This is a genomic window from Microbispora sp. NPDC046933 (assembly GCF_040644635.1).
In the GTDB taxonomy this organism is placed as follows: domain Bacteria; phylum Actinomycetota; class Actinomycetes; order Streptosporangiales; family Streptosporangiaceae; genus Microbispora.
Genome location: NZ_JBEYWW010000013.1, coordinates 81,147 through 100,722, shown reverse-complemented (window position 1 = coordinate 100,722; position 19,576 = coordinate 81,147). Strand labels below are relative to the sequence as shown.

The window sequence follows — 19,576 nt, the reverse complement described above, 5'->3', positions numbered from 1 at the left end:
AACACGGGGGAGGTCGTAGCATCGATTTACAAGGACTGGAGGAGCCTTGACCGCACACGGCCTGATCGACACGACGGAGATGTATCTCCGGACGATCTTCGAGCTCGAAGAAGAGGGCATCGTGCCGCTGCGTGCCCGCATCGCCGAGCGGCTGCAGCAGAGCGGTCCCACCGTGAGCCAGACGGTGGCGCGCATGGAGCGCGACGGCCTGGTGAAAGTGGAGGGGGACAGGCACCTCAGCATGACCGAGCTGGGCCGCACGCTGGCCATCCGCGTCATGCGCAAGCACCGCCTCGCGGAGTGCCTGCTGACCCAGGTGATCGGCATGCCCTGGGAAGAGGTCCACATCGAGGCGTGTCGCTGGGAACACGTGATGTCGGAGTCTGTGGAGACCCGGCTCGTGAACCTTCTCCAGAATCCCCGGGTGTGCCCGCACGGCAATCCGATCCCCGGTCTCGACGAGCTGGGGGTGCCGCAGTCCGGTTCGGCCGGAGATGAGATGGTGTCTCCTATGGTGACCCTCGCGGGACAGGCCCCCGTGCCCGTTGTAGTGCGCCGAATCAGCGAACAAGTGCAAAGCGACCCCGCCGTGATGCTTAAACTCAAGCAAGTTGGGATACAACCCGGACGCGAGGTGACGCTCGCGGCGAGTGACAACGGTGTAACGGTGACAGGTGATGGTGAGGTGGGAACCACGACCGCGGACCTTCCGAGGGACGTCGCCTCACACGTTTTTGTCACCAGACGATGACGGAATGAGTTGTGCCTGGTTGAATCCCCTAGGGAGTCCTTTCATTTCTCGCGACCCAGCCTTCGCAGGAGCGCCCGTGCCCGGCATAGCGAACCCACCTCGTCAAGGGACGGTCGTGGCATGAGGCGATGGGGAGATCTGTCACAGGACGCCGACGACCACCTTTCCGCCGGCTCCGTCCTCGACCACGCGGAGATGGCCGTGGTCGTGACCGACCGCTTCAGCAACGTCCTGTACTGGAACCCCTTCGCCGAGCAGCTGTTCGGCCGCGTGGGCGCGTCTCCGGGCAGGGAGTCGCTGCACACTCTGGGGATCTCGGACAAGGACCATCCGCTCGCGGCCGAACTGGCCAAGCACGTGCTGCGCGGCGGCGTGTGGGAGGGCACGTTCGACGTGGCCCGCGGCGACGGCACGATGATCTACGTGCGCGCGCAGGCCGTGCCGCTGCGCCACCCCTCCGGCTCCGTGAGCGGCATCGTGATCACCGCGCGCGAGGCGATGCGCAGCAACGAGCGTGAGAAGGACCGCTTCGGCCTGCTCGAGCGGATCGGCGAGCGGCTCGCCGGCTCCCTGTACGTCGAGGAGACGCTCAACCGGGTCGCGGAGATGCTCGTCCCCCAGTTCGCCGACCACTGCTTCATCGAGCTGAACGAGGGCGACCGCCTGGTGCGCAAGGTCTCCACGCACGTGAACGGCTGGACGCCGCCGCCGGACACCTGGCAGCCGGTGGGCGCGGAGATCAGATACCCGCTCGGGCACTACGCCGAGACCGCCCTGCGCCGCCAGGAGACGATCCTCGTCGAAGACTTCTCACAGGTCAGCTACCCGGCGCCGAGCGAGGGCGCGGCCCGGCTGTGCGGCGAGATCGGGATGACCTCGGCCATCGCCGCCCCGCTGTGCGTGCGCGGCGAGACGCTCGGCCTGATGTACCTCGGCCTGTCGAACCTCACGAACCGGCGCTCGCCCCACTACGACACCTTCGACCGCGACTTCGTCGGGGCCATCGCCACCCGCGTCGCGCTCGCCGTCGACAACGCGCTGCTGTTCGAGGAGGAGCGGCACACCGCCGAATCGTTCCAGAAGCACCTGCTCCCGCGTCAGCCGCTGCCCTCGCTCGACGGCCTGGAGATCGCGGTCCGCTACTACCCGGCCGCCCCGCTCGCCTCGCACGGCCAGGGCATCCAGACCCAGGTGGGCGGCGACTGGTACGACGTGATCCCGCTGTCGGCCGGCCGCGTCGGCATCGTGATCGGCGACGTCGAGGGCCGGGGAGCCAAGGCGGCGGCGGTCATGGGCCAGCTCAGGGCCGCGTTGCGGGCCTTCGCCCAGGACGACAAACCGCCCGCCGACATCCTCGCCCGCCTGGACGAGTGGACCAGGATCGTCGCCGCGCCGGAACACGACGACTTCGGCGCCGACATCACCAACCCGCCGATCGTCACCTGCCAGTACATGGTGTACGACGCGTGGTCGAGGCAGCTGTCGTTCGCCAACGCCGGGCACGCGCCGCCGCTGCTGATCGTGGACGGCGAGGTCAGAGACCTGGACATCACCGAGGTCGGCCAGCCGCTGGGGGTGCGGGCCAAGGGCATGCACGCCGACCTGGTCTACAAGGAGGAGACGAGGGTGCTGCCGCCCGGCGCGACCCTGCTCCTCTACACCGACGGCCTGGTCGACCGCAGGCCGCCGCGCGACTCCGCCGCCGGTGTGCCGGACGACGACGAGGCGCTGGACATCCTGCGCGAGAAGCTGGTCAAGGCGTCGGGGGAGTCCGTCGAGCGCATCGCCGACCTGGCCACGGTGGCCGTCCCCGGCGAGATCGACGACGACATGGCCATTCTCGTCGTCCGCTCGGCGGGCACGGAGCTGCAGTCCCAGGAGCGTACGTTCCCGGCCCAGCCGATCATGGTGAGCGAGGCGCGGCGGATGGCGTCCGAGGCGTTCGCCGGATGGCAGGTGCCCGAGGAACGCGCGGAGCTGGCCTGCCTGCTCGTCTCCGAGGTCGTGACCAACGTGGTCCTGCACGCCGCCAGCGCCAGCGTGCCGCGCCGCGAGCTGGTGCTCGACGGGCCGCCGCTGCCGTTCGACGAGTCGTGGGACGTGCCGGGCTTCGAGGAGGAGATCGCGGGCGACAAGGAGTTCACCCTGCGGCTGCGCAGGGGCGCGGAGTCCGTCTGGGTCGAGGTCTTCGACCAGGATCTCCGCCTGCCCCGCATCCGCAGCGCGGGGGAGAACGACGAGGGCGGCCGTGGCCTCTACCTTGTGGACCAGCTCGCGCGACGCTGGGGCTCCCGCCCGACCCGCGAGGGCAAGGCGGTCTGGTTCGAGATCCCCATCGGCGGCCGCTGACAGCCGTCCGCCGGCCCCGCGCGGCGTCTCTGTCGTGACCCCGCGCCCCCTGTCCGCAAGGGGGCGCGGTCCGGTCAGTTCTTCTGCTTCAGGCAGCTGTACCCGGCCGGACGGTCGGGTTCGAGCGTCACCTGCCGCAGCACGGTGGCTTCCATGGAGATGCGGAAGGTCTCCTGGTGCGCGCAGTCGTACAACGCGTACGCGCCCTCGCGTTCGCCGAGCAGCAGCACCTGCACGCCGCCGCGCAGCACCTTGCCGCTTTCGCGGTCGTTGAGCACCACCCACTGGTCCTGGAAGCCCACCATCGACAGGAGCATGCTGGCGGGCCTGCCCTTCTCGGCGACGGCGAGCGCGTCGCTCTCCATCTGCCCCATCAGCGCGAAGCCGAGCCCGATGCCGGTGAACGCGGCCACCACGATCTTCATGCCCGCGCGTCCTGCCGGACGCCGCCGCAGCAGCCGGAACGGCACGAGGAACGACAGGGCGCCGATCACCACCGCGGTGATCACGATGCCGGCCAGCGACGCGCCCTCGCCCAGCCCGAGGTAGCCGAGGAAGCCCCAGTAGCTCGCCCCGCACCACAGCGCGCCGGCGGTCGCGGCGGCCCACGGGCGCACGCGTACGGCCTGGGCCAGGCGGAACAGATGGCCGAGGGTGGCCTTGTCGAGCAGCCAGACGGCCGCCACGATCATGCCCGCGATCAGTGCGCCGCCGATGATGAGTAGGATCAGCGTCCCCACCAGGCGGCCGAACATGGTGGCCTGGTCGATGCCCGCCTGCTCCGGGCTGATGTTGAAGATGCCGTACACCTGCTGGATGCCGAGATAGAGCAGCGCGTAGAGGGCGATGCCGACGGGCACCACGACTGATCCGCTGCGTTCCAGCAAGTCGACGACGCCGGCCTTCACGTCCGGCTCCGGCAGGTCGGCGAGGCCGGTGTGCTCCTCCGGCTTGGTGATGGTCATTTGTCGGTTCATTTCGTGTTTGGTCGTTGCGACGGAACATGATTGCAGCCCGAGGGGACGAGCACGCACCGCGTCCGCCTCGACGGACGGCGGCGGACGCGACCGCGCTGCGCGCTTCTTTCCGGCCGTCCCGGGTGTTTGACTCGATGCATGGAGCTCGCCCACGACCGCCGCGGCAGCGGGCCGCCGCTGGTCCTCCTCCACGGCATCGGCCATCACCGGCACGGCTGGCTGCCGGTCCTCGATCTGCTCGCCGAGCGGCACGACGTCATCGCGGTGGACCTGCCCGGCTGCGGCGAGTCCCCGCCGCTGCCGTACGGCACGCCGTACAACGTGGAGACGCTGGGGCGGGCCGTGCGGGACTTCTGGACCGGCCTCGGCCTGAGCCGGCCGCACGTCGCGGGCAACTCGCTGGGCGGTTACATCGCGCTCGACCTGGCGTCCTCCGCCGACGTCCGCACGGCCGTCGCGCTCTCTCCCGCCGGGTTCTGGTCCCGGCCCGAGTACGCGTACGCACGGGCCGCGCTGCGCCTGCTGCGGCTGGCGGTGCGGGCCGACGGGCTGCCCACGCTCGCGGCAGGCACGGACGAGGGGAGGGCGCTGGCGATGGGCCTGCTCGTGGCCCGCCCCGAGCGGCTGTCCCGTGAGGCGGTGCTCGCGGCGGCCGGGGCGCTGCGCGAGTGCGTGGGGTTCGAGGAGACGCTGGACTCGCTGGCGTGGGTCGCGCCGCCCGCGCCGCCCCAGGTGCCGGTCACGATCGCCTGGGGCGAGCGCGACCGGCTGCTGCCGCGACGCCAGGCCGTACGGGCGGCGCGGTGGGCGGGGCAGCGGGCGCTGCTGCTGCGGGGCTGCGGCCACCTGCCGATGAGCGACGACCCTGAGCTGGTCGCGCGGGTGATTCTCGAACGCGGCATCCTCGAAGGCGGCGAAGACCCTCGCTGAATCTCCCTGTGCTGCTTGTGCCGACAGACACGCGGGGGCAGGGAAACCCACGCATACTGATCAGTGTGGACACCGGACTCATCCTTCTGGTCTTCCTGGCGTTCCTGTTCGCGTGGCTGCTGAACAAGGTGCGCCGGTTCTTCCGGCTGAGCCCGGTGGCCTACGGAGGCGTGATGGTCGTGTTCGTGGTGGCCATGCTGCTGATCTGGGGGCAGCAGCACAGCTGATCAGCTGTCTTCAGAAGCCGAAGGACCGGCCGATGATCTCTTTCATGATCTCGGTGGTGCCGCCGTAGATCGTCTGTACGCGGCTGTCCAGCCAGGCCTTGGCCACCGGGTACTCCAGCATGTAGCCGTAGCCGCCGTGGAGCTGGACGCATCGGTCGACGACCTTGTTCTGCAGCTCGGTCGTCCACCACTTGGCCTTGGCCGCGTCCACCGCCGTGAGCTCCTTGGCGTTGAGCGCCCGTACGCACTTGTCCACGTAGTGTCGGGCGATCTCCACCTCCGTGGCCAGTTCGGCCAGCAGGAACCGGGTGTTCTGGAACTTGCCGATGTTGCGGCCGAAGGCCGTACGGTTGCGGCAGTACTCGATCGTCTCCTCCAGCACCGTCTCCGCCGCGGCCACGGCCGCCACCGCGATCGACAGCCGCTCCTGCGGCAGGTTGTTCATGAGCTGGAAGAAGCCCTGGCCCTCCTCGCCGCCCAGGAGGTTGGCCACCGGCACCCGGACGTTCTCAAAGAACAGCTCGGCGGTGTCCTGCGCGTGCATGCCGACCTTCTCCAGGTTCCGGCCGCGGGTGAAGCCCTCCATGCCGCGCTCCACCACCAGCAGCGAGGTGCCGCGTGCGCCCGCCGAGGGGTCGGTCTTGGTCACGACCACGACGAGGTCGGAGTTGATGCCGTTGGTGATGAAGGTCTTCTGCCCGTTCACCACGTAGTGGTCGCCCTCGCGGACGGCGGTGGTGCGGATGCCCTGCAGGTCGCTGCCGGCCCCCGGCTCGGTCATCCCGATGGCCGTGATCAGCTCGCCGGACGCGAAGCCGGGCAGCCAGCGCTGCTTCTGCTCGTCGTTGGTCAGATCGACCATGTACGGCGCCATGATGTCGTTGTGCAGGCCGAATCCCAGGCCGGTGGCGCCGACGCGGATGATCTCCTCGACGATCACCACGTTGTAGCGGAAGTCGGTGATCCCCGAGCCGCCGTACTCCTCGGGTATGGAGAAGCCGAACATGCCCAGCTCGCCCGCCTTCTTCCAGACCTCGCGGGGGACGATGCCGTCCTTCTCCCACTGCGCGTGGTGGGGGACGACCTCGCGGGCCATGAACTCACGGACGGTCTCGCGGAAGAGGTCGTGCTCCTCGTCGAAGAGGTCTCGCCGCATCGGGTACGCCTTCCGGCTCAGGGTCTGTTGGCGGCACCAGAATACGATTCTGGTCCTGCGCCGGTCGATCGGCATCAAGTTGTACGGACGGTCACAACTCCGAAACCATCGCGATAACGACCCCTTTGACCGCTTCGGTTGCCCCTAAGATCTACCTTCGGTTTGCTATAGGCCCGCCAGGGCGGACCTGTGATCGGAGTATGCGGTGATTCGGTGGAAAGCGAGGCGGCGCACGCTCGCCGCGGGAGCGGTCGGCCTCGCCGCTTCGGCCCTTGTAGTTGTTTCCGGCGGCCCCAGTCAGGCCGAGGGGCCGTACTACTTCAACTGTGTCGGCCCCCTCGCTGACGGTAAAACAGTCGCGGCGTTCGTCTCCGTCTCCTCGAAGGAACTGCGCGTCGGGCAGCAGCTCAGTGTCAACTGGCAGCTTGGCGAGCCGCAGTCGCCGCTCCATGTACCCAACCCGCTCGATGGGAATCTGGACAAGGGTGCTCACCTGGCCGTCACGGCCAGAGTGAAGGCCACCGGAATCTGGACGGGCCAAGGGGACATCGACTCGGTTGGCACCACCTTGCTGACCGCGGACCGTATGCGGGATGACCCTCCGCTGGAGTTCGGAGAAGTGCTGCCAGGTCTGGCGACGGCAGAGCGCGCTGGCACCGGGTCGATCGCGGTCGACTCGATCATTCTTGATCTCGCGCCCGTCGAGGCCACGTGGAACAACGACTTCAGCCCCGTAGGCGACTTCTCCGTGGATTACGAACCGGGTTGGGCCAAGGTGCCCGACCCGGCGGCGTACGACGGCAAGACGCACTTCGGGCAGGACTACCGCGAGGCGTCGCAGGAGGGCGACAAGGCGTCCTTCACGTTCGTCGGAACCGGAGTCGATCTCATCTCCGACAAGAACCTGGACATGGGCTTCGTGCGGCTGACGACCGATAACGGTTACCCGCCCAACGAGGCTCGCGTTGAGCACAACGCCTACTGGTCCACACAGGGTGAGCGTCGTGTCGGCGAGGTCTTCGAGGCCGCGAAGGACCTGCCTTACGGCAAGTACACCCTGACGGTCGAGAACAGGACCCAGAACAAGTTCGCTCGCGTGGACGCCTTCAGAGTCCACGCCGGCACCGCGAACAATTTCGCCGCGTCACGATACCGGACAGTTTGTACTGCTCAGAAGCCGTTCCCGTTGATCCCGATCAAGGTCACCACGGGCGGCGGGACGGGCAGCAGCCCGTCGGCTTCGGTGGAGCCGAGCCAGTCGCCGGACAGCTCGGCCAGCCCTTCGGGGAGCGCCTCGGTGAGTCCTTCGGTCACCCCCTCGGCCACGCCTTCCAAGTCGCCGAGTGGCGATCAGTCGCCCTCGCCGTCGCCCTCTCCTTCGGCCAGCCCGTCACCGGCTGCGGCGGCGACGCAGAACTACGTGGTGGCAGTGGTGCCACAGGGCAGTCCGTCGCCGACGGCGACGAGGACGGTGACACTGACCGCGACGCCGACCGTGGCCCAGGTGGCGGTCACGCCACAGGGCGGTGCGCAGACCGGTGAGGCTCCGGAGCGCGTGTCGTCCTCCGGCATGCTGCTGATCGGCTCGGGCGGTGCGCTGTTGATGATCGGCATGCTCAGCGGTGTGGCACTGCTCCGGCGCAGGGCGGCGCACTCGGGCGAGCGGGGCTGAGGAGGATGACGATGAACGGTACCCCTGACGGCGGCGCTCCCGAGCAGGGCGGCGCGGGCACCGACGCCAAGCAGACGCGCAAGTCGCTGCCCCAGCCGGTCCTCGCGACCCTGCTCGTGGCCGGGTCGTTCGGCGGCATCGCGGCCGTGATGGCCGGGATGCTCGCCGTGCTGAACCCCTCGGATCCGCAGGAGACCGGGCCGGTCCCGGGCGCGCAGGTGAACGTCCAGGACGCGGGCAGCGTGGCCTTCCTGCCGCCGACCGTGGGGCCGGGCGGGCCGGGCGTGCCGCTCACGGCGGCGGACCCGACCGCGCCGCCGCCGCTTCCCGCGAGCCGGCCGGTCTCTCCGCTGACCCTCACGAGCGTGGCCTCGTCGTCCTCGAAGCCGCTGTCGTCCTCGTCGTCCTCGTCGTCCACCGCGAAGCAGACGACGACCAAGAAGGTCACCGGCAGGCCGCTCAAGATCAGCATCCCGGCGATCGGCGTGAAGGCCACGGTGGGCTCGGTGGGTGTGGACAAGTCCGGCGCCATCCAGACGCCCCCGCTGAGCAAGCCGAACCTCACCGGCTGGTATCGCCTCGGGCCGGCCCCCGGCGACCAGGGCCCGTCGATCATCCTCGGGCACGTGAACACCCGCAAGGGCGCCGCCGTCTTCAGCCGCCTGCGCGAGCTCAGGCGCGGCAACAAGATCGCCGTTCTCCGTGCGGACGGCAAGATGGCGATCTTCACGGTGGACGGGATCGAGCAGGTCAGCAAGTCGACGTTCCCGACCAAGCGGGTCTACGGCAACACGATCACGTCCTCGCTGCGGCTGATCACCTGCGGCGGGGTCTACAACGCCAAGCAGCACCACTACACCGACAACATCATCGTCTACGCGACGCTGACGCAGACCAAGGGCAAGTGATCGCGGGGTGGTCAGCCCATGCTGATCACCTCTTCGCCCTCTCGTGGCTCGCGCTCGGACGGATCGTGCGGCCTGCGCCGTACGACCGTCCGGGCCGCGCGCTGGACCAGCAGCGTGCCCGCAACCGCCATCACCGCGACGGCCACCAGCGCGTACGGCTCACGCCACGGTGAGGAACCACCGCCGGCCGCCGCGACCGCCGGGGCCGGCCGGATGGTCCGGGCCGGTTCCGCGGACGCGGCGGGCGTCGTGGCCGGAAGGCGGTTGGGGACGACGCTCGTCGCCTTCCAGGGGAACCCGGGCGGCTTCACCGGCCCCCAATAGTCCGTGACCTCGGCGCCGGCGGGCACCGGGAACTGCGGCGGAGCCGCCTTCAGCCCGCCCGGCACCGTGAGCGTGCCGATCTCGTACGGCGCGAACATCCCCTGCACGCCCTGCGCCCGCCACCGCCCGGCCGGCACCTTGATCGACGTGGCGTAGTGGGCGGGCTCCGGCAGCGGCGTCCCGTCGAACGTCAGGGTCGTGCCGTCCTCCCCGGTCAGGCGCAGGCCGACCGGTTCGAGGCCGCCCGGGCCCTCGTACGGATGGGTGCCGTGCTGCAGCACCCAGAAGCCCACCACGTAGGAGACACCGGGCCGCACCTTGGCGGGAAACGGGTCGAGCTCGGTCACGGCCCAGAACCCGGCTCGTGCGTGAGCGGGCAGGGCCGGCACGAGGATGGCCGCCATCGCCGCGAGCGCCACGATCAGTCGTCTCATCACAACACCTCCCGCTGTCCCTACCGTGGGAGGGCGGTGAAGGTTCCCTGAGAATTTCCTGACATAAGGCGCCGACCGGTTATGTCGATGGTCAACTCCTGGGAGACTGTTCGCTACGTGTACGTGACTGTGGTGGCAGGAGAGACGTCGTGCCCGACCCCAGTGCCCGGCGCAGAAGTGCCCGGCGTCGCATCGCGGCCCGGTCGGCGGCGGGAGCGACGGCCGCACTGGCCCTGATGACGTGGCCGGTGCTCGCGGCGAGCAAAACGACGAAAGTGCTGTACTCCTGCACTGCTGCGGGCGGCGCCGCCGCGACCTACCCCGTGAACGTGACCCTGGTCGTGCCCGACAACCCGGTGGTCAGCAGCGCGGCGACCGTGACCTGGCGGATCGCTCCCGCCTCGCCGTCGGACGGCCAGAGCGCCCTGGTGGCACCGGCGACGGGCATCGCGTCGAACGATGTCGTGGTGGCCGAGGGCCTGGTGGAGGTGACCGGCGCTCCCGTCGTGAGCGAGTCCGCCACTGCCAGTGAATCGCCGACCCCCACGCCCTCTCCGTCGGCGTCGCCCTCCGCGTCGGCCACGCCCTCCCCCTCGGCCTCGCCTTCTCCGCACGCGGAGTCCGCCGGCGACACGGAGTCTCAGGCGGCGACGGACACCTCCGCCACACCCTCCCCGAGTGCCACGCCCTCCGCGAGTGCGACGCCGTCCCCGAGCGCGACGCCCTCCCCCGGGGACGCGGGCTCGACCGGCGAGACGGGCTCGACCACGGACGACACGGCGACCGGCACGCAGGAGGAGACCGAGACCCCTTCGGCCGTCACGCTGAGCCCGTCCGCGTCCACGGCGGTCCCGGCGTCCCTCGCTCCGTCGGCCACGCTGACGCCGATCCCCGAACTGCTCGTCACGCTGACCCCGACGGCGGCGGGCACGGTCGGAGTCGCGGCCGGGAACTTCACCCTGAGGCTGCGGGCGGCCGCGGACACCACCGGCGCGGGCGAGGCGCTCTACACGTGCACGCTGCCGGAATCCGCGACCCGGGCGTCGCTCGCGCTCACCGTGGTCGCCTCAACCTCGCCGTCCCCCTCGCCGTCCGCTTCTCCTTCTCCCTCGCTCTCTCCCTCGCCGAGCCCGGCCGCCAGCGACGACGCGGACGGCGCGAGCAGCTCACCCACTCCCAGCGCCGCAGCGTCGACGACCCCGAGCCCTACCCCGACCAGGACCAGGACGGTCACGGCGACCGCCACCGCGGCGGTCTCCCGCACGGCCACCAAGCAGGTCAAGGCGACGCCGCTCGGCGGTGCCCAGACCGGAGCCGGGGGCGACGCCGGCCCGGACGCCCGGCTCGTCGTGCTCACCGGTGTTGTGCTGATGGCCGCGGCGGCGACCGGAGGGCTGCTGCTGCGGCGCTTCGGCCCGAACTCGGGCCCGTACCACAGGCACTAGCGTCCGGCCGACGCGGACATGGTGAAACGCGACAATGTTTGAGCAAGGGGAGGCGGTCTTGGGGTTTTTGTCCGTAAGATCTCTACCTGACCGTGACCGTATGCTGGCATGCTGGTACGCCTGTTGACTGCGAGCATCGAAGTGGAGAGAAGTCAGTGCTGAAGTCAAAGGCGCGGGGCCGAGTCGCCGGAAGGGCCGCCGCGGCCGGAGTGGTCAGCGCGGGCCTTCTCCTGGGCCTGAGCGCGCTCGGCGCACATGCCGACACGAAGACCGTGACGTACACCTGCAACGCGGGCACGGGCGGCAACCCCGTCACGCACGATTTCACCGTGTCGCTGACCTCGACGGGGACCGGCACCCAGTACACCGCGACCCTGAGCATCACGCCGGTCGCCGCGTCGCCGTTCCCCGCGCCGGTGGCGATCGCGAGCGGCGCGGCGATCGAACTGCAGCCCACCGTTTCGGCGGCGGCGCTGCCGGCCGGCACTAACGTGGGCGTGTCCACGCCCTCGCCGACGGGTGCGGCCTTGACCTCGGCCGTCGCGGCCCAGGGGACGATGCCGCAGCTCCCCACGGCGACGCTGACCGTCACGCCGTCGCAGGGAGCCACCTCCGTCGTGCTGACCGCGAAGGACTTCAAGATCAGCATGATCGCGCCCGCCGGCACGGGCACGACCACCACGCCTACCACGCTCTACAACTGCGCGGTCGCCACGACGGGCAGCATGATGCCGGCCGTGGCGACGATTCCGGTGGCGAGCCCCTCGGCGTCCCCGAGCGCCAGTGCGAGTGCGAGCGCCAGCCCCAGTGCCTCCGCGAGCACCTCGCCCACGCCCCATAACACCCGGACGGTGTACGAGACGGTCTACGCGTCGCCCACGCCGAAGAAGAAGAAGACGAAGTCCGCCCAGGTCGAGAACACTCCCGGAGGCGGCGCGGCCACCGGCGGCGGAGGCGACGCCGGCCCCGACGCCCGCCTGTTCGTCCTCAGCGGCACCGCGCTGATGCTGGCGGCGGCGGCCGGCGGGCTCGTGCTCCGGACCCGGCGCCGCCCGGTGAGGCAGTAGGACGAAGCCATGACCACCCCGCCACCTGGACAGTACCCGCCGGGCCAGCCGTACGGCATGCCTCCCGGGCCGGGCGGGCAGGGCTACCCGCAGCCGGTTTACGGGCAGCCGGTCTTCCAGCCGGTCATGCTGCCCCAGATGCAGCCCGTGCAGCCGGTGCCCCCGCCGCAGCCGCCGGAGGAGAAGCCTCCCGGCGGCGTGGAGGCCATCCGGCGGGTGCTGATCACGGCGGCCATCCTGGGCCTGGTCATCGTGGTCGTGGGCGTAGTGATCATGGTGAACAACCCCGACGAGTACGCCGCGCCGACCCGTTCGACGCTGAAGCAGCTCGCGGCGCCGCAGAACGGACTGGCCCCCTCCGTGGGGCCGGGCGGCGCCGGGCAGCCGCTGACCCAGGCGGTCGCCGACGCGCCCCCGCCGCTCCCGAAGATCCCGGCCGCCCCCGCGATGCAGCCGTCCACGCCCAAGCGCCTGATCATCCCCAAGCTCGGCGTCAACGCGCCGATCAAGTCGGTCGGCCTTGACCGCTCCGGGGCGATCCAGACGCCCCCGATCAGCAACGCGAACCTGGTCGGCTGGTATCGCGGCGGCCCGACGGCGGGAGAGGCGGGTCCGGCCGTCATGCTCGGGCACAAGGACACCACCACACGCAGCGCCGTCTTCAGCCGCCTGCACGAGCTGGAGTACGGCGACAAGATCGAGGTCGTCCGCCTCGACGGGACCGTGGCCGTCTTCACGGTGGGCGGCGTCGAACAGGCGGACAAGCAGACGTTCCCCACCAACCGGGTGTACGGCCACGCCGACAACGCCGAGCTCAGGTTGATCACATGTGGCGGCAAATACAACCACACGACCGGCCACTACGTCGACAACGTCATCGTCTATGCCCTTATGACGGGTTCGCGGCTCGCGAAGTCGACCTCCTGAGACCGGGCACCTCGCCGGAAGGGCTCGTGGCCGGCGCCCGTCGCGGCTATGGTCTCTTCGACCGATCATGAGGAGGGCCTTGTGGGCTGGTTCTCGAATCTCCTGCTGCCCGGCCGACTGCGCACGGGACCCACCGCGCTGCTGCCTGCCCGGCCGGATCCGAAGACACTGCTGGCGGTCGCGCAACTCGCCGATCCCGAGGCGAGGACCGACGGCGACGACATCCTCGCGGGCGGGTCGCGCATCCAGTCACCCGTCGAACTGACCGGAGACGTCCTCGCCAAGCTCGGCGTGCCCGACGAGGACCGGCTCTGGGCGTGCCGGATCGCCGCCGAGGGCCCGCTGCCGGTGGACTTCTTCGACAAGAGCCTGGCGGAGGGCATCGCGTACCGGCTGGGCGGCTGGTCACTCTGTCAGGGCGAGCCGCTCGACCCGGCGGAGGGCGGCGGAGACCCGCTGGTCTACCTGCCGGCCGTGCCGGAGCCCGAGGAGATCCTGCCTGCCCTGGGCGGGCTACTGGGCCCCGTCGAGGCCGTGGACACCGAACAGTGGCCCGAAGGGGAGCTCGTCGACGGTGTCGTCCACGTTTCCATCCGCGGGGGCCGGGTGGCCGACGTCTACGCGGGTGAAGGACTGATCCTCACCATCGAGGAGGGGCATCGCATCCCGCCCGTCGCTCGTGCTCGCTGGCCGTACCTCACGGAGATCGCCATCGCGCGGGTCTCGTCAATCGATCGTACGGAGGAGATGAACGCCGAGGACGCTGGGAGCGCCGAGGGCGCGGCAGAGGGGGCGGGTGAGACGGACGCTCACGCACCTGCCGAGGATGTCGCGAGTCGCCACGGCGCCGACGCTCCGGAGGACCCCCTGATAACCGCCGGCATCGTGGACCGGGACATGGTGCGCGAGGACGACGCCCGAGCGGAACTGCTCGGGCGGGCGCTCGTCGCGGTGACGCTCGCCAACGCGCTCCGGGGGATCGCGGCCGACAGCCGGGGTTTCCAGCTCGTCGAGCCCGCCGACGTGCTACCCGGAGGTTATGCCTGAGCCCTGCCCATGGATAAACCCTGCCCATATCGTCGCCTCCCCCGACGAAAGTTCTGATGTAACCTCTCACTAACCGAACATTGCTCGGTTTTCTATGGAGGCACTGTGGCAGAGGCGTACATCGTCGGGGCGGTCCGCACGCCGGTCGGCAAGAAGAAGGGCGGGCTCTCCACGGTCCACCCGGTCGACCTGGCCGCCCACACTCTCTCCGCGCTCGTGGAGCGCACCGGCGTCGACCCCGCCGCGGTGGACGACGTGATCATGGGCTGCGTGATGCAGTTCGGCCCGCAGTCCATGGACATCGCGCGCAACGCGTGGCTCAGCGCGGGCCTTCCGGAGACCGTGGCCGGAGTCACGATCGACCGGCAGTGCGGCTCGTCGCAGCAGGCCCTCCACTTCGCGGCGCAGGGAGTGCTGTCGGGCACGCAGGACCTGGTCGTGGCGGCCGGCGTCGAGTCGATGTCCATCGTTCCGATGGGGTCGAGCATCACGGCGGCGCTGGAGAAGGGCATGCCGTTCCCGTTCGGCGACAAGTGGGTCGAGCGGTACGGCAAGCAGGAGATCTCCCAGTTCCGCGGCGCGGAGCTGATGTGCGAGAAGTGGGGCCTGGAGCGTGACGAGCTGGAGCGCTACGCCTACGAGAGCCACCAGCGGGCCGCGAAGGCGATCGCCAACGGCCACTTCAAGGACCAGATCGCCCCGATCAACGGCGTGACCGACGACGAGGGTCCCCGGCCGGACACCACGCTGGAGAAGATGGCCGAGCTGAAGACCCTGCGCGAGGGCGGCCGGATCACCGCGGCCACCTCCTCGCAGATCTCCGACGGCTCCGGGGCGCTGCTCATCGCCTCCGAGCAGGCGGTGCGTGACCACGGGCTGGTCCCGCGCGCCCGCATCGTCACGCTCGCGCTGACCGGTGACGACCCGGTCTACATGCTGACGGCGCCGATCCCCGCCACCCGCAAGGCGCTGGCCAAGGCGGGGCTCTCGATCGGGGACATCGACGCCATCGAGATCAACGAGGCCTTCGCCCCGGTGCCGCTGGCCTGGCTCAAGGAGATCGGGGCCGACCCGGCCCGGACCAACCCCAACGGCGGCGCGATCGCGCTGGGGCATCCGCTGGGCGGCACCGGCGCGATCCTCATGACCAAGCTCCTGCACGAGCTGGAGCGCACCGGTGGACGGTACGGCCTGCAGACGATGTGCGAGGGCGGCGGCCAGGCCAACGTCACGATCATCGAGCGCCTCTGACCGTTCCCGCGAGAAGGGCACCCCGGAACATTCCGGGGTGCCCTTTCTGCGTGGTCGGCTACTACGGCTCTCGCGTCCGGCCTCAGATGCGGGGGCCGAGGAAGGTGCCGCCGGTGGCGTCGATGAGGTCGCCGGTGATCCAGCGGGCGTCGTCGGAGGCGAGGAAGGCCACGATGTCGGCGATGTCGGACGGCTGGCCGATGCGGTTGAGGGCGGAGGCCGTCGCGGTGAGCGCCTCGATCTCCGGGCTGGAGTGGATCCAGGCGTTCGGCTCGGTGTCGGTGACGCCGGGCGCGACCGTGTTGACGGTGATGCCTCGTTCGCCCACCGCGTGGGCCAAAGTCCTGCCGAGCACGTTGATCGCGCCCTTGGCCATCGAGTAGGCGAGTTCGCGGGCGATGGCGATGCGCGTGTCGGCGGAGGAGATGTTGATGATCCGGCCGCCGTCGCGCAGCAGGGGCAGAGCCCGCTGGATGATGAAGAACGGCGCGCGCACGTTGAGCGCGATCAACCGGTCGAACTCCTCGGGGGTCGTCCGGTCGATCGAGCCGGTTCCCATCGCGCCGCCCGCGTTGTTGACCAGGATGTCCAGCGGCCGCCCGGCCAGGCCCTCCTCCAGCCCGGCGAACAGCGTGTCGACGTCGCCGGGCACGCCGAGCTCGGCCCGGACGGCGAAGGCGTGGCCGCCCGCCTGCTCGATCGTCGCGACCGTCTCCTTGGCCGCGGACTCGTCGCGACCGTAGTGCACGGCGACGTACGCGCCGTCCGCCGCCAGGCGCTGGGCGATCGCCCGGCCGATTCCCCTCGAACCACCGGTGACCAGCGCCGTCTTACCCGCGAGCTTGCTCATTTCGTCCGTCTCCTCAGCTCATGCGAAAACTGTTTATGCCGCATACTGTTTCGTCTATGTTATATACAGTTTCTGGAAGACGGTCAAGGCGAATCAGGAGGGCCGGTGGCGGCGAAGAGTGACAAGGGCGGCGGCGATCTCGCACGCGGCATGGACCTGCTCTGGGGGACGACCGACAGACCCAGCCGGGGCCCGAAGCCGAGCATGTCCGTGGAGCGGATCACCGGGACCGCGATCGAGATCGCCGACACCGAGGGGCTTGCGGCCGTCTCCATGCAGCGCATCGCCGCCGCCTTCGGCTTCACGACGATGTCGTTGTACCGATACGTGCCCGGGAAGGCGGAGCTGGTCGCCCTCATGATCGATACGACGATCGGCGACCGCCCCGATCTGGAGTCGGTGCCGGGCGGGTGGCGTGAGCGGCTGGCGGAATGGGCCCGGCAGTGCCTGCGGCTCTTCGTGCGCCATCCCTGGCTGCTCGAGGCCACCGGCGGGCATCGCATCATGGGGCCGAACGAGCTGGGCTGGCTGGACGCCGCGCTCGCCGTCCTCGCGGACGCCGGTTTCCCGCCGGTCGAGCAGCACGATGCGTTCCTGCTGCTCAACGGGCACGTCCGTAGCGTCGCGCAGAACATCACGGGAGCCGATCGGCTGGGCGTCGACGAGTGGTCGGCCGCTGTCGGGGAACGGCTGCGCCGGCATGGCGACCGCTATCCGGCCCTGGTCGCGGCCATGCGGGGCGGCGGCTACTCCCAGCCTGCGGCCGAACCCCTGGAGTTCGGGCTGCGCTGCCTGCTCGACGGGCTCGAGAAGCTCCTGAGCGAGGCGCCGGGTCGTTGACGTGAACAAATGCGGCCCGCCGGACCGAACGGACGACGCGCGGTGCGGCAGCCACAGTTCGGCCCGGATGGCAGGAATGGACGAGAAAAGGCGCCCCGGATCAACCGGGGCGCCCCTTTCGTCACGGAGCGGCTTACTTTGCCCTCGGCAGCCGCCGTGGCTGCCGTACCGGTCGCATCGGCGGGGCCGGGATCTGACGCGGCGGCGGGAAGGAACGCTGGGGCTGCGGCGTGCGCGGGTTCTGCTGCTTGCCGCCCTTGCTGGACGCGCGAGTACGCATACGGGATCTCCTTGTACGTCGGGAACGCGGCACCGAGGTGCCGTCACTCAGCTGCCGCGTCAGGATGGACAGGGCCGGAAAGCTGAGCGGATCAGCGGCTCAGAGGGCTGATCAGCGGTCGCCGTACAGAATCCACATGCCGGTGACCCTAACAAGGCGCCGCAGCCGGGGACAAAGGGTTTTTCGCACGCACGGCCCCGCCCGGAGCCGGGACGGGGCCGTGCGCGTTCAGCGGTTCAGCCGATGCGCCGGTGGACGTCGTCGAACATGGACGGCCCGGTGCGCTGCGGGGCGATCCACGGGCCCTCCAGCGACGGGTCGACGATGCCCTCCTCCAGGAACGTGTACCGCCCGTCGAGCACCCGCCGGGCCAGCCGTACGTCCCGGGCGTCGGTGTTGTCCCACAGCCGGTCGAACAGCGCCTCGGCCCGCAGCCGGGCCTGGTGGCAGAAGGTGTCCGCCAGTTCGTACGGCTTGCGCCCGAACTCGGCCGATTCCTCCTGGGCGCGTACGCAGACCGCGGTGATGGCGAACAGTTCGGCGCCGATGTCCACGATCCGCGACAGGAACCCCTGCTTGTGCTCCAGCCGCGCCTGCCAGCGGGACATGCCGTAGAACGTGGACCTGGCGAGCTTGCGGCTGGTCCGCTCGACGTAGCGCAGGTGCTGGGCCAGCGGGCCGAACTCGGCGTACGACGTGGGCACCTGGCCGGGCCCGGTCACCAGGCTCGGCAGCCACCTGGCATAGAAGGCGCCGGCCCGGGTGGCCGCCCGCCCCTTGGCCCGCAGGCCGGCCTTCGGGTCGACGAGCTCGCCCGCGACCGACAGGTGCGCGTCCACCGCCTCCCGGGCGATGAGCAGGTGCATGATCTCGGTCGAGCCCTCGAAGATGCGGTTGATCCGCAGGTCGCGCAGCATCTGCTCGGCGGGCACGCCGCGCTCGCCGCGGGCGTGCAGCGACTCGGCGGTCTCGTAGCCGCGCCCGCCCCTCATCTGCACCAGCTCGTCCATCAGCCGCCAGGCCATCTCCGTGCTGTACAGCTTGGCGAGCGCGGCCTCGATGCGGATGTCGTTGCGCTCGTCGTCGGCCATCCGGCTGGCGAGGTCCACAACGGACTCCAGCGCGTACGCGGTGGCGGCGATGAAGGCGACCTTGCGGGCGATGGCCTCGTGCTGGCCGACCGGCCTGCCCCACTGGACCCGCTCGCGCCCCCACTCGCGGGCGATCTTCGTCGCCCACTTCGCGGCGCCGACGCAGGTGGCCGGCAGGGAGAGGCGCCCGGTGTTGAGCGTGGTCAAGGCGATCTTCAGGCCCTGGCCCTCGCGGCCGATCAGGTTCTCCACCGGCACGCGCACCTGGTGGAAGCGGGTGACGCCGTTCTCGATGCCGCGCAGGCCCATGAACTGGTTGCGGTGCTCGACGGTGATGCCGGGGGAGTCGGCCTCGACCACGAAGGCCGAGATCTTGGCGCCGGTCCGGGCCATGACGACCAGCAGGTCGGCCACGACGCCGTTGGTCGTCCACAGCTTGACGCCGTTGATCACGTACGCGTCGCCGTCGCGGACGGCGGTCGTGGACAGCCGGGCGGGGTCGGAGCCGACGTCCGGCTCGGTCAGCAGGAACGCCGAGATCTCACCCCGGGCGCAGCGGGGCAGGAAGCGGCGCTTCTGCTCGGGGGTGCCGAACAGCCGCAGCGGCTGCGGAACCCCGATGGACTGGTGGGCCGACAACAGCGCGCTGAGCGCGGGGGAGCACGACGTCACGAGTTCCAGCGCACGGCAGTAGTACAGATGGCTCAGTCCCAGCCCGCCGTACTCCTCCTCGGTGGTCATGCCGAACGCGCCGATCGCCGCCAGGCCCTTGATCACCTCGTCCGGGATGACGGCGGTGCGTTCGATGAGCGCGGGATCGACCTTCTCCTGCAGGAACGCCCGCAGGGCGCGCAGGAAGTCGTCGCCCTTCTTGATCTCCTCCTCGGTGAGGCGGGGGGCGGGATGCACGAGGTCCAGCCGGAAGTCCCCGAGGAAGAGCTGCTTGCCGAAGCTCGGGCGGGTCCACTCCCTCTCGCGCGCCTGCTCGGCCACCTCCCTGGCCTTGGCGTAATCGGTCGTCATCGTCGACCTCCTCGGCGGTGATACGAG

General features: G+C 70.3%; 17 protein-coding genes. 12 read left to right on the top strand and 5 right to left on the bottom strand.

Annotated elements, in window-relative coordinates; translation table 11 throughout:
- The first annotated feature begins 46 nt into the window (after positions 1–46).
- On the top strand, positions 47–751 hold the full coding sequence (locus ABZ857_RS19275; RefSeq protein ID WP_357044637.1) for a metal-dependent transcriptional regulator: 705 nt from the start codon (positions 47–49) through the stop codon (positions 749–751).
- A gap of 120 nt (positions 752–871) precedes the next feature.
- A complete protein-coding gene (locus tag ABZ857_RS19270; protein WP_357044635.1) occupies positions 872–3,100 on the top strand; it encodes a SpoIIE family protein phosphatase in 2,229 nt (742 codons plus the stop codon).
- A gap of 74 nt (positions 3,101–3,174) precedes the next feature.
- Here ABZ857_RS19270 and ABZ857_RS19265 read toward each other — a convergent pair whose 3' ends face one another.
- Positions 3,175–4,065 (bottom strand): hypothetical protein, encoded by an 891-nt coding sequence (locus ABZ857_RS19265; RefSeq protein ID WP_357044634.1) that lies wholly within the window; start codon positions 4,063–4,065, stop codon positions 3,175–3,177.
- 150 nt (positions 4,066–4,215) lie between these two features.
- On the opposite strand from ABZ857_RS19265, the gene ABZ857_RS19260 reads away from it, so the two are divergent.
- Both ABZ857_RS19260 and ABZ857_RS19255 read left to right on the top strand, forming a co-directional pair.
- On the top strand, positions 4,216–5,007 hold the full coding sequence (locus tag ABZ857_RS19260) for an alpha/beta fold hydrolase (RefSeq protein WP_357044632.1): 792 nt from the start codon (positions 4,216–4,218) through the stop codon (positions 5,005–5,007).
- A 65-nt stretch (positions 5,008–5,072) separates the two neighbouring features.
- A complete protein-coding gene (locus ABZ857_RS19255; RefSeq protein ID WP_179155420.1) occupies positions 5,073–5,234 on the top strand; it encodes a hypothetical protein in 162 nt (53 codons plus the stop codon).
- A gap of 10 nt (positions 5,235–5,244) precedes the next feature.
- Here ABZ857_RS19255 and ABZ857_RS19250 read toward each other — a convergent pair whose 3' ends face one another.
- The gene (locus ABZ857_RS19250) at positions 5,245–6,390 is read right to left on the bottom strand and encodes an acyl-CoA dehydrogenase family protein (protein WP_357044629.1); all 1,146 of its coding nucleotides are present in this window, start codon (positions 6,388–6,390) and stop codon (positions 5,245–5,247) included.
- A 205-nt stretch (positions 6,391–6,595) separates the two neighbouring features.
- On the opposite strand from ABZ857_RS19250, the gene ABZ857_RS19245 reads away from it, so the two are divergent.
- Together ABZ857_RS19245 and ABZ857_RS19240 are read left to right on the top strand one after the other, a co-directional pair.
- A complete protein-coding gene (locus ABZ857_RS19245; RefSeq protein ID WP_357044627.1) occupies positions 6,596–8,062 on the top strand; it encodes a hypothetical protein in 1,467 nt (488 codons plus the stop codon).
- Positions 8,063–8,073: 11 nt separating this feature from the next.
- Positions 8,074–8,970, top strand: a complete 897-nt coding sequence (locus ABZ857_RS19240; RefSeq protein ID WP_357044625.1) for a class F sortase — start codon at positions 8,074–8,076, stop codon at positions 8,968–8,970.
- 11 nt (positions 8,971–8,981) lie between these two features.
- On the opposite strand, the gene ABZ857_RS19235 is transcribed toward ABZ857_RS19240, so the two are convergent.
- A complete protein-coding gene (locus tag ABZ857_RS19235) occupies positions 8,982–9,728 on the bottom strand; it encodes a hypothetical protein (RefSeq protein WP_357044623.1) in 747 nt (248 codons plus the stop codon).
- 149 nt (positions 9,729–9,877) lie between these two features.
- Here ABZ857_RS19235 and ABZ857_RS19230 point away from each other — a divergent pair, with 149 nt between their 5' ends.
- From ABZ857_RS19230 to ABZ857_RS19210, 5 genes are all read left to right on the top strand, one after another.
- On the top strand, positions 9,878–11,173 hold the full coding sequence (locus tag ABZ857_RS19230) for a hypothetical protein (protein WP_357044621.1): 1,296 nt from the start codon (positions 9,878–9,880) through the stop codon (positions 11,171–11,173).
- Between the two features lie 155 nt (positions 11,174–11,328).
- Positions 11,329–12,240, top strand: coding sequence for a hypothetical protein (locus tag ABZ857_RS19225; RefSeq protein ID WP_357044619.1), 912 nt, complete (start codon positions 11,329–11,331; stop codon positions 12,238–12,240).
- A gap of 9 nt (positions 12,241–12,249) precedes the next feature.
- Positions 12,250–13,167: a class F sortase gene (locus ABZ857_RS19220; protein ID WP_357044617.1), complete on the top strand. Its 918-nt coding sequence runs from the start codon at positions 12,250–12,252 to the stop codon at positions 13,165–13,167.
- Positions 13,168–13,248: 81 nt separating this feature from the next.
- Complete coding sequence (locus ABZ857_RS19215; protein WP_357044615.1) at positions 13,249–14,214, top strand: hypothetical protein; 966 nt, start codon at positions 13,249–13,251, stop codon at positions 14,212–14,214.
- A 105-nt stretch (positions 14,215–14,319) separates the two neighbouring features.
- On the top strand, positions 14,320–15,465 hold the full coding sequence (locus ABZ857_RS19210) for an acetyl-CoA C-acetyltransferase (RefSeq protein ID WP_357044613.1): 1,146 nt from the start codon (positions 14,320–14,322) through the stop codon (positions 15,463–15,465).
- 82 nt (positions 15,466–15,547) lie between these two features.
- On the opposite strand, the gene ABZ857_RS19205 is transcribed toward ABZ857_RS19210, so the two are convergent.
- Positions 15,548–16,315, bottom strand: coding sequence for an SDR family oxidoreductase (locus tag ABZ857_RS19205; protein WP_357044611.1), 768 nt, complete (start codon positions 16,313–16,315; stop codon positions 15,548–15,550).
- Between the two features lie 105 nt (positions 16,316–16,420).
- Between ABZ857_RS19205 and ABZ857_RS19200 the strand changes: the two genes are divergently transcribed.
- The gene (locus ABZ857_RS19200; protein WP_357044609.1) at positions 16,421–17,155 is read left to right on the top strand and encodes a TetR/AcrR family transcriptional regulator; all 735 of its coding nucleotides are present in this window, start codon (positions 16,421–16,423) and stop codon (positions 17,153–17,155) included.
- 516 nt (positions 17,156–17,671) lie between these two features.
- Here ABZ857_RS19200 and ABZ857_RS19195 read toward each other — a convergent pair.
- Complete coding sequence (locus ABZ857_RS19195) at positions 17,672–19,549, bottom strand: acyl-CoA dehydrogenase family protein (RefSeq protein WP_357044607.1); 1,878 nt, start codon at positions 19,547–19,549, stop codon at positions 17,672–17,674.
- Positions 19,550–19,576 lie beyond the last annotated feature (27 nt).

Bases quoted from the DNA above. Each gene is read 5' to 3' on its own strand.
- ABZ857_RS19270 (WP_357044635.1), top strand. From the start codon at position 872: ATGAGGCGATGGGGAGATCTGTCACAGGACGCCGACGACCACCTTTCC.
- ABZ857_RS19265 (WP_357044634.1), bottom strand. From the start codon at position 4,065: ATGACCATCACCAAGCCGGAGGAGCACACCGGCCTCGCCGACCTGCCG.
- ABZ857_RS19260 (WP_357044632.1), top strand. From the start codon at position 4,216: ATGGAGCTCGCCCACGACCGCCGCGGCAGCGGGCCGCCGCTGGTCCTC.
- ABZ857_RS19250 (WP_357044629.1), bottom strand. From the start codon at position 6,390: ATGCGGCGAGACCTCTTCGACGAGGAGCACGACCTCTTCCGCGAGACC.
- ABZ857_RS19240 (WP_357044625.1), top strand. From the start codon at position 8,074: ATGAACGGTACCCCTGACGGCGGCGCTCCCGAGCAGGGCGGCGCGGGC.
- ABZ857_RS19235 (WP_357044623.1), bottom strand. From the start codon at position 9,728: ATGAGACGACTGATCGTGGCGCTCGCGGCGATGGCGGCCATCCTCGTG.
- ABZ857_RS19220 (WP_357044617.1), top strand. From the start codon at position 12,250: ATGACCACCCCGCCACCTGGACAGTACCCGCCGGGCCAGCCGTACGGC.
- ABZ857_RS19205 (WP_357044611.1), bottom strand. From the start codon at position 16,315: ATGAGCAAGCTCGCGGGTAAGACGGCGCTGGTCACCGGTGGTTCGAGG.
- ABZ857_RS19195 (WP_357044607.1), bottom strand. From the start codon at position 19,549: ATGACGACCGATTACGCCAAGGCCAGGGAGGTGGCCGAGCAGGCGCGC.